This window comes from Pseudomonas sp. KB_15 (genome assembly GCF_052114525.1).
GTDB lineage: Bacteria > Pseudomonadota > Gammaproteobacteria > Pseudomonadales > Pseudomonadaceae > Aquipseudomonas.
This window is the reverse complement of the sequence record NZ_JBFREX010000068.1, coordinates 17989-29288: the sequence shown is the minus strand read 5'-3', so window position 1 is coordinate 29288 and position 11300 is coordinate 17989. Positions and strand designations below refer to the sequence as shown.

Here is an 11300-nt window from a genome sequence, read left to right as displayed (position 1 = left end):
GTCGTGAATCCAGCTGACGCGGCCTGCCTGACGTACCGCGATTACCGGTTTTACGACTGCTTCGCAGCCGAACGCCGCCTCGCGGGCTCGGCAGCTGCTACAGAGGGTGTTGGACTGGCATTACACGCTGAAGGCGCAGTTTCCCGACAGCGTCACTGATGACTCGCACAAGGTAGGTGACGAGCACCGGGCCATAAAGGTTGAGACGAGAGCTGACGCTGTGCTGCTCATTCGCAACCTTAGCCTCCACTGAACTTCAGCGGCTGGCGTGATTCGGGTTTGTGGGCTATTGGTTGATGACCAGGCATGAGTCCGGAAGAGAGGGGCTACTAATGAAAACGCTGATAGTTGATCACTCTTGGACCAAAATCATCGAGCGAGATGAGTCCGCCAAGGTCGCGCTGGCGGCAAAGATTGAGCAGATCGAAGAAATCGAAGCTGCCATTCGAGCGGTTGAAGGTGAAGAGGCGGCCCGCAATGCTCTAAATGATGGCTTGATAAAGCATGCATTAACGCGCTGCCTGGAGAATTTGCAGGGTTCTGCATCCGTAACGGAGCAGGACTTCCGGGTCTGTTACGAGTTCGCGACAACCGCTGCGAAGAATGCAGAGCGAATCATTGACGAAGAGCTTGCGCACGTAGGGTCGTGATCGCAGGCGCCGCCCTCCGTGACCGGAAGCGATAGGTGGAGACTCCAGGATTTGGTGTTCAGCTATGCTTTCAGCACTTCGTTCAAGAAATGGATTTCGCTATGAGTAGCGTAAGAAAGCCGACACAGCGAGAAATCTCCGATGCCCTGGAACTCAGCGAAAGCGAGGTCGCGTTGTACGTTGCAGAGGTAGAGGAAAAGGCTGATGGGGCGGGGCACTGGATCTTTTTCAGTGTATCAACGCCTAACGACATACTGTTCTGGCTCAGGGTCGGTAACAACCTGACGCTTGAAACAGATGCGATAAGCATCCTCTGGGCAAAACAATCACCGAGTATCGCTCGTTAGGTCTCCGGGATCGCGCTGTAGTGGTCAACTGATCCCGGACACGACGTTAAGTTTTTTCTCGGCCTGAGCCGTCGCCATCCGACGCGCTCTGAAGCTGGCTGACATTACAGTCATCGAACCATCCTGGCCCCTAGCTCCACGAATGTGAGCCTGCTGCCGAACTCGCGGAATGATTATCCAGGTCGCGCCGGATGCAGTGATCTCGGTCGGAATATTTCCGACTTGAGGCGCGGTTGGCCGGACAGAAAACTCTGGCAGGTACAATGTTGACTATGGATAATGGCTGATTTTTCTGGACCAGAGTTTTCTCGATGAGCGCTCAAGAGATTAAAAAGTACAATTATATTGATGCGTTGAGAGGCATTGCTATAATTTTAGTCGTGTTTGTTCATGCGTCGCAGTATGTTCAGCCTCTTAATAATACTCTTTGGCTGACAATGATTGAGGGTGCTAGAGGGGTCCAGTTGTTTTATATCGCTAGTGCGATAACGCTCTGCATGTCTTGGGATGCAAGGAAATCCGGCGAGTTGAATCCTGTAAGAAATTTTTATTTACGCAGGGTGTTCAGGATCGCACCAATGTTTTATCTGGCGATTATTGGTTTTTTTATTCTGAACGGAACATCTCCTACAAATTTTGCTCCTAGCGGTCTTCATTGGTGGTTTTTTCCGATGACAGCGCTATTTTTGCATGGATTGCACCCGGAGACCATAAACTCAGTAGTACCCGGTGGATGGTCAGTAGCTGTTGAAATGACGTTCTATCTATTGTTTCCTGCGCTTATGCTTGTTCGTAAGTTTTATTATTTTGTACTGCTATTGATTCTTTGTCTTCTATTGCAAGAGCTGAATGTGCTTGTGGCGACAAGTCTCTTTGTGTATGAGCCGGCTCAAAAGTATATGGTTGATAATTTCGTATTTTTCAACTTTATTGGTCAGGCTCCGGTATTTGTTCTTGGGGTAATGGCCTACATTTATATCAGTAAGAATAAGGCTCCAAATTTAATATCTCTGGTTGTTGGTGGTGCTATGTTTATAGCGCTTTCTGTGGAGTTTTGGTGTCAATTTCAGACTGTTGTACCTCATCACGTTATTGCTGGTGGGGTATTTGCTATTTTTGCAATTTTTCTTGCCTGCTACCCGGTTAAATTGTTTGTTAACCCGATTACCATGTTGCTTGGAAAGCTTAGCTTTAGTATGTATTTGATACACATAGCAGTTTTAAAAATTCTGAGCAGTCATGGGATTAATTTGATGTTTGGCAAGGGGGATGCGAAAAGCATAATCTTCTTCTTGCTTGTGTTGCTTGTTACAACCGTTATCTCATGGTTCACATATCGCTTCATAGAGAAGCCAGGCATAGCTTTTGGGCGAAAACTGATCGATAGGCTTGAGGCTGGCAGCTTAAAGGTTTACCCAGCGCCATTGTCCTCTGAATCCGCAAAGTAAACGAAACCTCCTGTATCTGTAGCGATAGCTGCAAATCTGTCTAAAGCCGGCCTGTTGCCGGCTTTTTTTCGTCTGCCTTGAATTTGGCCATGGATCGGTTCCAGATCAACACCCGCCTTCGCATGGCTGCGTTCATCGATCAATTCACTGCTGATGCTGCCACTGCTCGCGCCGTTGCTGTGCTTGCCGACGTGTTCAAGCGCGCTGACCAGCGAGCGGGCGACCTGGCTGAATTTGCTGACCAAGCCCGAGCCAGGGCACTGACCTGTGAGCAGGCCTGCATTTCACTCGGCGAAAATTAAACTACCGAACACGGATTGATTGCGGTGGCGGGGTTCCAAGCCTATTTTAGCGAGCTACCGGATGAGCGGCGCGGTGTAGAACAACTGGCTGTTGAACTATGGCCAGATTACCGCATAATTCACAATTTTAGAGTGGGCTCACACACAAGCAATGACGAGAGCCTGACGCAGATCACTTAGACAAAAGGCCAATAATAATTTATGTCTCGGATGACGCAGGAACAGTCAAGTCAACTTGACTCTATGCGCGCTCTTGCTGCGATTGTGGTTTTGTTTGGACATACTTTTCAAACACTACTTCTCCCGGCTGTTGGCTCTTGGTTTACATTGGTTGTGCTTGTGTCACAACTTGCCGTTATGGTGTTTTTTGTGCTTAGTGGCTTTTTGATAGGGAAGTCGGTGTGTAATAATATATCGAAAAATTCCGTGTTTAATATTGGGCAATATGCGAAGGATCGAGCTATCAGGATCTATCCGCCATTGATCGCATCATTGGTTTTGATGGTTGTTCTTTCTATCGTCGCACCTTATGTATTTCCATCTGGAACAAACGCGCTACTTACAATTGAAGGTGTGGATTTCGTACGCACAGAATATGTGTCAGTCTCATCGGATGTCTTAGGCGCGCTGGCGTTTCTAAATGGGTTCAAAACCGAGACCCCGTCAGCTAATGGTCCGCTTTGGAGCTTGTCTATTGAGGTTTGGTACTACGTGATAGCCGCATCTGTCTTCCTATGGCCTGGCAGGAAGATAATTTCGAGTGTAATGCTTGGCATGGCCGTTTTTGTAACGTACAAAAACTCATTGTTTTTTATGTTGGCACCTGTTTGGTTCTCTGGATTTGGGTTGGCATTGATTCATCAGCGTAGACCGCAGATGAATAACCGGATTTTTGGTGTGATGTTTGCGGTCTCTAGCCTCGCTTTTATTGCTGTCGTAGTTTTTGCTCTATTTGACGATCCATCTGGTAATGCTGTTGTACTGGTTCCTCTAAATTACTTTAGGGTAGTGTCTGGCTTGTGGTTCGCTTGCTTTCTTGCATTGCTAATGGGTGGGGGCGCATCTTTCCCTAAGTGGTTCCGTCGGCATGCGGCATATTCATACACTCTCTATGTAATTCACTTCCCGATTATGCTGTTTGTTTTAGGTTTGTCACAGAGGTATATATATAATTCTGTGCCGAATGCGCTGTTTGTTAGTGCTGTGACTATTGTTATCTCTTTGGCAGCGTCGTGGTTGATAAGCCGTTGGGTTGAAAGTAAATCGTTCATATCCGGGTTGGCGCTATATGCCAAAAAAGCGATAACCAAGAAGTTAACAGCGTAGGTTTTCCTGAATGACAGGCTTTACGCTGGACAGCCTGGAAGAACTCGACGGCTGCCTGTATGCGCAGTCGTGGTGATGCAGTGAGGTATGACACCGGAACGTCAATCCGGCGCCATCATCACCGCAAGCGTCATCTTGATAAATTCTTCGTTCTTATCGATCGCGTCCAAGGCGCCGCGCACGTTGCTCGCGGTCAGCATTCGATGTCCGCGTCTTCTGCTGTTTTTTCAGCGCTGGCAGGCCAGGCATCGATCACCGATTGCAGGAACTGCTCCGACAATCGAGGGTTGTCCAATGCCCTGGCGATCAGTATTGCCCCGGTGATCGATGCAAGGATACGCAAGGCTTGCTGGTGTTTTTCATCATCGGTTTCGCCGTCGACCAATGGCATCAGCGTTTCGATCAGGTTCTGCACGCCTTTGGTGAACGAGTGGCTGACGGCACCGCCATTGCGCGCGACATCGGCGCCGAGGGCGGGGATCGGACAGCCTTCGGTCCAGTTGCTCAAGTGGCTTTGGGTCAAGTAACCCTTGAGCAGTTCAGGGATGGATTTAGCCGCTCGCCAGTCTTCGATGTTGGTTTCGAACGTGCGGCTGACCGCCTCTGACGCCAACTGCTCCTTGCCGCCGGGGAACTGTCCGTAAAAGCCGCCATGGGTCAGGCCCACCGAGCGGGAAAGTTCGCCGATACCGATGCCATCAATGCCTTTTTCCCGGTACATCCTCGAGGCCGCACCGAGGATTGCTTCCTTGTTGGCTGCTGCCTGGTCTTTCGTCACTTTCATGCGTGGGTCCTGTCATCCGATGAGCGCCCTGGCAAATTTTTGCTGAGGGGCTGGTATTGATGATAATCATAATATAAATTCGCGGCAATGGTTTTGCCGGTCCCGGGCCGTGGCTCAAGTCTAAACACCTCACAGGGTGCCGCCCCCATGAAACGTAATGATCTGCGCAGTATCGACCTTAATCTGCTGGTGGTTTTCGAGGCGCTCATTCAGGAACGCAATGTCTCCCGTGCCGCAGAAAAGCTTGCCCTGGGCCAACCGGCGGTCAGCGGCGCACTGGGTCGCCTGCGCGCATTGTTCAACGACCCTCTGTTTAAACGCATTGGCCACAAAATGGAACCGACCGCCCGTGCCTTGCAGGTGGCGCAAACGCTTGGGCCCGCACTGGACTCCATTTGTTCCGTCGTCAGTCTGGCGGCTTGCAGTAAAAAACCCGGTTAATTCATGGGCTTGATCTGAGTTTTCATTTTTTTTGTGCTTATACATGATGCTCATCATTAATGATGATAACCAAGTTCACTCCGTTCAATTCGTCGCTGCTCCCTGTGCGGCCGAGAATTCTCCAACCCCTAAACCGTATGGCGGACACTACCCATGGAACAGTCACTCAAACCTTTGCGTTATCCCCTTGCTGCATTGGCGTTGGCGACCGTCACTGCTTGCGGCCACGCACCCGATGCCGCCCAGGCGCCGGGTGCGCCGCATGTCACGGTGGCCAAAGTGCTCGAGCAACCCATTACCGAATGGGATGAAGTCACCGCCCGTCTGGAAGCGCCGGAAACCGTCGTGGTTCGTCCGCGGGTGTCGGGGCAGATCGATCGCGTCGCCTTCACCGATGGCGAGTCGGTGAAGAAAGGGGATTTGCTGTTCCAGATTGATCCACGTCCGTTCGAACACGAAGTGCATCGCCTCGAAGCACAGTTGCAACAAGCTCGCGCCACGCTGCTTCGAACTGGCAATGAAGCACAACGTGGCCAGCGCTTGCTGAGCAGCAATGCGATCTCGGCGGAGCTGGCCGACACGCGCAACACCACCGCCCAGGAAGCCCGTGCCGCTGTCGATGCCGTGCAGGCGCAACTCGATCTCGCACGCCTGAACCTGAGCTTCACTCGCGTCACCGCACCGATTACCGGCCGGGTCAGCCGTGCCGAAATCACCGCCGGCAACATCGTCACCGCCGACACCTCGGCGCTGACCAGCGTGGTCTCCACCGACAAGGTCTACGCCTATTTCGACGCCGACGAACGCCTGTTCCTCAAGTACGGCCAGCTCTCCCGTGAAGGCCGGCGCAGCCAGTCCACACCGGTGTACATGGGCTTGTCGAACGAGGAGGGCAATAGCCACCTGGGGCAGATGAACTTCGTCGACAACCAGGTCAATCCCAAGACCGGCACCATTCGAGGCCGCGCGGTGTTCGACAACGCGGACGGCCAATACACCCCGGGCTTGTATGCCCGATTGAAACTGGTGGGCAGCGCGGCCTATGCCGGCCTGCTGATCAAAGACGAAGCGGTGGGCACCGACCTGGGCAAGAAGTTCGTGCTGGTGATCGACCAGGACAACAAGGCCGTGTACCGCAGCGTCGATCTGGGGCCGAAACTCGAAGGCTTGCGCATCGTGCGCAGCGGTTTGCAGAAAGAAGACCGGATCGTCATCAACGGTCTGCAACGGGTTCGTCCCGGCGCGGTGGTCGCGCCTCAGGATGCGCCGATGGCCGACGCGCAAACCGTCGCCACCCTGGCCCGTCAACGTCAGGCCATCGAGGCGGGTAATCAGCCCGTCGCTCCGTCACCGGCGCTGGTGAAAACCGATGCTGCCGTTTCGCCTCGCGGATAAAGGAACACTGTCATGAAGTTCTCCCGGTTCTTTATCACGCGGCCGATCTTCGCCGCAGTGTTGTCGCTGCTGATCCTGATCGCCGGTGCCATCGCGTTGTTCCAGCTGCCGATCAGCGAATACCCCGAGGTGGTGCCACCGACCGTCGTCATCCACGCCAACTACCCGGGTGCCAACCCCAAGGTGATTGGCGAAACCGTTGCCGCGCCACTCGAGCAAGCCATCACCGGCGTCGAGAACATGCTGTACATGTATTCGCAGTCCACGGCCGATGGCCGGCTCACCCTCACGGTGACTTTCGCCCTGGGTACCGATCTGGACAACGCCCAGGTGCAGGTACAGAACCGTGTCACGCGCACCGAGCCAAAGCTTCCCGAAGAAGTGACGCGCATCGGCATCACCGTGGACAAGGCGTCGCCCGAACTGACGATGGTGGTGCACCTGACCTCACCGGACAAGCGCTACGACATGCTCTACCTGTCCAACTACGCGATCCTGAACGTCAAGGATGAGCTGTCTCGCCTGAACGGTATCGGTGACGTCAAGATGTTCGGTATCGGCGACTATTCGCTGCGGATCTGGCTCGATCCGAACAAGACCGCTTCACGCAACCTGACCGCGACCGACGTGGTCAACGCGGTCCGCGAACAGAACCGTCAGGTCGCTGCCGGCCAACTGGGTGCACCGCCTGCGCCCAACGCCACGAGCTTCCAGATGTCGATCAACTCCCAGGGGCGGTTGGTTACCGAGGAGGAGTTCGAGAACGTGATTATCCGCAGTGGTCCGGATGGCGAAATCACTCGCCTCAAAGACATTGCGCGGATTGAACTGGGCTCCAGCCAGTACGCCCTGCGTGCCTTGCTCAATAACCAGGAAGCGGTGGCGATGCCGATCTTCCAGCGCCCGGGCTCCAATGCGATCGACGTCTCCGATCAGGTGCGGGCGAAGATGGCCGAGCTGAAGAAGAACTTCCCGGAAGGCATGGACTACGAGATTGTCTACGACCCGACCATCTTCGTGCGCAGTTCGATTGAAGCGGTGGTTCACACCCTGTTCGAAGCGCTGATCCTGGTGGTGCTGGTGGTGATCCTGTTCCTGCAAACCTGGCGTGCCTCGATCATTCCGCTGGTGGCGGTGCCGGTATCGCTGATCGGCACGTTTGCCGTGATGCACCTGTTCGGTTTCTCGCTCAATGCCCTGTCGCTGTTTGGCCTGGTGCTGGCCATCGGGATCGTGGTCGATGATGCGATCGTGGTGGTGGAGAACGTCGAGCGCAACATCGAGTTGGGCCTCGAGCCGATCGAGGCAACCAAGAAAGCCATGGGCGAGGTGACCGGCCCGATCATCGCCACGGCGTTGGTGTTGTGCGCGGTGTTTGTGCCGGCAGCGTTCATCTCGGGCTTGACCGGGCAGTTCTACAAGCAATTCGCCCTGACCATTGCCATCTCGACCGTGATCTCGGCGTTCAACTCCTTGACCCTGTCGCCGGCGTTGGCCGCGGTATTGCTCAAGGCCCACGGTGCGCCGAAAGACCGTTTCTCCAAAGTGCTGGATCGTCTGTTCGGTGGCTGGCTGTTCAAACCCTTCAACCGCGTGTTCGAAAAGGCCAGCCACGGCTATGTGGTTGCCGTCGCCAAGGTCATACGTGGCAGCAGCGTGGCCTTGCTGGTGTATGCCGGGCTGATCGCCATGACGTACATGGGCTTCAGCACCACGCCGACCGGTTTCGTGCCGACCCAGGATAAAAAATACCTGGTGACCTTCGCGCAACTGCCCGACGCCGCAAGCCTTGATCGTTCGGAGTCGGTGATCCGTCGCATGAGCACCATTGCCATGAACGAGCCAGGGTTCGACAGCGCGGTGGCGTTCCCCGGTCTGTCCATCAATGGCTTCACCAACAGCCCGAACGCCGGCATTGCCTTCATCGGCTTGCGGCCCTTCGATGAACGCAAGGACCCGAGCCTGTCGGCAAAGGCGATTTCCGCTTCACTGAACGCCAAATTCGGCAGCATTCAGGACGCCTACATTGCCGTGTTCCCGCCACCGCCGGTACAAGGGCTGGGCACCATCGGTGGCTTCAAACTGCAGATCGAAGACCGCGGCAACCTGGGTTATGAATCCCTGTACAAAGAGACCATGAACGTCATCGCCAAGAGCCGCAGCGTGCCGGAACTGGCCAATCTGTTTACCAGCTTCACGGTGAACGTGCCGCAGGTCGATGCCGCCATCGACCGGGAGAAAGCCAAGACTCACGGCGTGGCCGTCAGCGATATCTTCGATACGTTGCAGGTGTACCTGGGTTCGCTGTATGCCAACGACTTCAACCGTTTCGGCCGCACCTGGCAGGTCAACGTTCAGGCTGACCAGCAATTCCGTCTGGAGCCGGAGCAGATCGGTCAGTTGAAGGTGCGTAACGACCATGGAGAAATGATTCCGCTCGCCACGTTCATCAAGGTCAGCCCGACGTCGGGGCCTGATCGGGTCATGCACTACAACGGCTTCATCAGTGCGGAAATCAACGGTGCGGCGGCTCCTGGCTTCAGCTCCGGCCAGGCCCAGAAAGCCATCGAGAAACTGCTCAAGGAAGAACTGCCGAACGGCATGACCTACGAGTGGACCGACCTGACCTACCAGCAGATTTTGTCCGGCGACACCGCGTTGCTGGTGTTCCCGCTCTGCGTCCTGCTGGCGTTCCTGGTTCTGGCTGCCCTGTATGAAAGCTGGAGCCTGCCGCTGGCGGTGATCCTGATCGTACCGATGACGCTGCTGTCGGCGATTGCCGGGGTGATCATTTCCAAGGGCGACAACAACATCTTTACCCAGATCGGCTTGATCGTGCTGGTGGGCCTGGCGTGCAAGAACGCGATCCTGATCGTCGAGTTCGCCAAGGACCGGCAGGACCAGGGCCTGTCGCCGCTGGAAGCCGTGCTGGACGCTTGCCGCATGCGTCTGCGGCCGATCCTGATGACCTCGATCGCGTTCATCATGGGCGTGATTCCGTTGGTGACTTCCACCGGCGCCGGTTCGGAAATGCGTCGCGCCATGGGGGTCGCCGTGTTCTCCGGAATGCTCGGGGTGACTTTCTTCGGCTTGCTGCTGACGCCGGTGTTCTTCGTCCTCATTCGTCGCTACATCGAACGTAAAGCCGCACGCAAGGCGGCCCATGTTCACTCGCTCAACGTTATCGATTCGCAGGTACACTGATGAACGCTTTCAAGCTCTTTCTTCCCGGCCTCCTGGTCACGGCATTGGCCGCCTGCACTGTTGGGCCCGATTACAAAACCCCGGACACAGCGCCTGCCCATGTCGTCTCGGCGCAAGGGGCCAACTACGATCAATCGCGTTTTGAAACGGTGTGGTGGCAGCAGTTCGATGACCCCACGCTGAATCAGCTGGTCGGCAAAGCGCTCAAGGGCAACCGCGATTTGCGTGTGGCCTTCGCTCGCTGGAAAACCGCCCGGGCCATTCGCGATGACATCAGCAACGACAACCTGCCGGTGGTCACCAGCCGGGTCAGCAGCCAGCAGGGCAAGTCGCAGGTGCCGGGTCTGACCGAGCGTCGGGTCAACACTGATCGCTACGACCTGGGCCTGGACATGGCTTGGGAGATCGATCTGTTCGGGCGCATCCAGCGCGAACTGGAATCCAGCGATGCCCGGGAAGACGCCACGGCGGCGGACCTGTACCAACTGCGCGTGACCATGATCGCCGAGTTGGTGGATGCCTATGGTCAACTGCGCGGTGCGCAACTGCGGGAAAAAATCGCCCTGGCCAACCTCAAGAACCAAAGCGAATCGCGCGCCGTGACCGTGAGTCTGCGTGACGCTGGCGTGGGTAACGAACTCGACGTGGTGCGTGCCGATGCCCGGTTGGCGGCGGTCGAGGCGAGCGTGCCGCAACTGCAGGCGGAGCAGGTGCACCACAAAAACCGCATCGCCACGCTGCTGGGCGAACGCCCGGACACGCTGAGCATCGACCTGAGTCCAAAGGATTTGCCGGCCATCGCCAAGGCGTTGCCGGTTGGCGATCCCGGCGAACTGTTGCGTCGTCGTCCGGATGTGCTCGCGGCAGAGCGCCGGTTGGCGGCTTCAACGGCCGATGTCGGCGTGGCCACCGCCGACCTGTTTCCACGGGTGAGTTTGAGTGGGTTCCTGGGGTTCATCGCGGGGCGTGGTTCACAAATTGGTTCCAGTGCCGCCCGCGCCTGGAGCCTGGGTCCGAGCATCACCTGGGCTGCGTTTGACCTGGGCAGTGTGCGGGCGCGCATTCGTGGCGCAAACGCCGACGCCGAGGGAGCATTGGCGACCTATGAGCAACAGGTGTTGCTCGCACTGGAAGAGTCGGAAAACGCCTTCAGCGACTATGGCAAGCGCCAGCAACGCTTGCTGTCGCTGATCAAGCAAAGCGAGTCGAGTCGTGCCGCGGCCGATCTGGCGGCGACGCAATACAAGGAAGGGGTGGTGGACTATCTGGTGTTGCTGTGGGAGCGGGCTTGCTCGCGAAGGCGTCGGCACAGCCAACATCATCGGTGGCTGAACTACCGCTTTCGCGAGCAAGCCCGCTCCCACAGGGATTTTCAGTGGGCAAAAGAACTGTGTTTGACACAA

9 protein-coding genes and 1 pseudogene are annotated in these 11300 nt (G+C 55.8%); 9 read left to right on the top strand and 1 reads right to left on the bottom strand.

All coding sequences use genetic code 11. From position 1 onward, the window contains the following. Window positions 1-332: 332 nt before the first annotated feature. The 5 genes from AB4Z35_RS28495 (at window position 333) to AB4Z35_RS28475 (ending at window position 4073) form a co-directional block, all read left to right on the top strand. Window positions 333-650 (top strand): hypothetical protein, encoded by a 318-nt coding sequence (locus AB4Z35_RS28495; RefSeq protein ID WP_442100884.1) that lies wholly within the window; start codon window positions 333-335, stop codon window positions 648-650. A gap of 101 nt (window positions 651-751) precedes the next feature. Beyond that, on the top strand, window positions 752-997 hold the full coding sequence (locus AB4Z35_RS28490) for a hypothetical protein (protein WP_442100882.1): 246 nt from the start codon (window positions 752-754) through the stop codon (window positions 995-997). Window positions 998-1308: 311 nt separating this feature from the next. Continuing rightward, window positions 1309-2445 (top strand): acyltransferase family protein, encoded by a 1137-nt coding sequence (locus AB4Z35_RS28485; RefSeq protein ID WP_442100880.1) that lies wholly within the window; start codon window positions 1309-1311, stop codon window positions 2443-2445. Between the two features lie 89 nt (window positions 2446-2534). Next, window positions 2535-2747 (top strand): DUF2514 family protein, encoded by a 213-nt coding sequence (locus tag AB4Z35_RS28480; protein ID WP_442100878.1) that lies wholly within the window; start codon window positions 2535-2537, stop codon window positions 2745-2747. A 201-nt stretch (window positions 2748-2948) separates the two neighbouring features. After that, the gene (locus AB4Z35_RS28475; RefSeq protein WP_442100876.1) at window positions 2949-4073 is read left to right on the top strand and encodes an acyltransferase family protein; all 1125 of its coding nucleotides are present in this window, start codon (window positions 2949-2951) and stop codon (window positions 4071-4073) included. Window positions 4074-4266: 193 nt separating this feature from the next. Here AB4Z35_RS28475 and AB4Z35_RS28470 read toward each other — a convergent pair whose 3' ends face one another. After that, window positions 4267-4857 (bottom strand): TetR/AcrR family transcriptional regulator, encoded by a 591-nt coding sequence (locus tag AB4Z35_RS28470; RefSeq protein ID WP_007999277.1) that lies wholly within the window; start codon window positions 4855-4857, stop codon window positions 4267-4269. 147 nt (window positions 4858-5004) lie between these two features. On the opposite strand from AB4Z35_RS28470, the gene AB4Z35_RS28465 reads away from it, so the two are divergent. The 4 genes and pseudogenes from AB4Z35_RS28465 to AB4Z35_RS28450 all read left to right on the top strand — a co-directional run. Further along, window positions 5005-5298, top strand: a complete 294-nt coding sequence (locus AB4Z35_RS28465; RefSeq protein ID WP_007999275.1) for a LysR family transcriptional regulator — start codon at window positions 5005-5007, stop codon at window positions 5296-5298. A 153-nt stretch (window positions 5299-5451) separates the two neighbouring features. Then, window positions 5452-6693: a multidrug efflux RND transporter periplasmic adaptor subunit MexE gene (gene mexE / locus AB4Z35_RS28460; protein ID WP_442100873.1), complete on the top strand. Its 1242-nt coding sequence runs from the start codon at window positions 5452-5454 to the stop codon at window positions 6691-6693. Between the two features lie 12 nt (window positions 6694-6705). Then, a complete protein-coding gene (locus AB4Z35_RS28455; protein WP_442100871.1) occupies window positions 6706-9897 on the top strand; it encodes an efflux RND transporter permease subunit in 3192 nt (1063 codons plus the stop codon). Further along, window positions 9897-11174: pseudogene (locus AB4Z35_RS28450) on the top strand (efflux transporter outer membrane subunit); the annotation flags it as partial. The gene AB4Z35_RS28455 and the pseudogene AB4Z35_RS28450, both read left to right, overlap by 1 nt. Window positions 11175-11300: the final 126 nt, after the last annotated feature.

What these genes read in the sequence shown, in the direction of transcription:
- AB4Z35_RS28455 (WP_442100871.1), top strand. Translation starts at nt 6,706, where the DNA reads ATGAAGTTCTCCCGGTTCTTTATCACGCGGCCGATCTTCGCCGCAGTG.
- AB4Z35_RS28485 (WP_442100880.1), top strand. Translation starts at nt 1,309, where the DNA reads ATGAGCGCTCAAGAGATTAAAAAGTACAATTATATTGATGCGTTGAGA.
- AB4Z35_RS28475 (WP_442100876.1), top strand. Translation starts at nt 2,949, where the DNA reads ATGTCTCGGATGACGCAGGAACAGTCAAGTCAACTTGACTCTATGCGC.
- AB4Z35_RS28470 (WP_007999277.1), bottom strand. Translation starts at nt 4,857, where the DNA reads ATGAAAGTGACGAAAGACCAGGCAGCAGCCAACAAGGAAGCAATCCTC.
- AB4Z35_RS28495 (WP_442100884.1), top strand. Translation starts at nt 333, where the DNA reads ATGAAAACGCTGATAGTTGATCACTCTTGGACCAAAATCATCGAGCGA.
- mexE (WP_442100873.1), top strand. Translation starts at nt 5,452, where the DNA reads ATGGAACAGTCACTCAAACCTTTGCGTTATCCCCTTGCTGCATTGGCG.
- AB4Z35_RS28465 (WP_007999275.1), top strand. Translation starts at nt 5,005, where the DNA reads ATGAAACGTAATGATCTGCGCAGTATCGACCTTAATCTGCTGGTGGTT.
- AB4Z35_RS28490 (WP_442100882.1), top strand. Translation starts at nt 752, where the DNA reads ATGAGTAGCGTAAGAAAGCCGACACAGCGAGAAATCTCCGATGCCCTG.
- AB4Z35_RS28480 (WP_442100878.1), top strand. Translation starts at nt 2,535, where the DNA reads ATGGATCGGTTCCAGATCAACACCCGCCTTCGCATGGCTGCGTTCATC.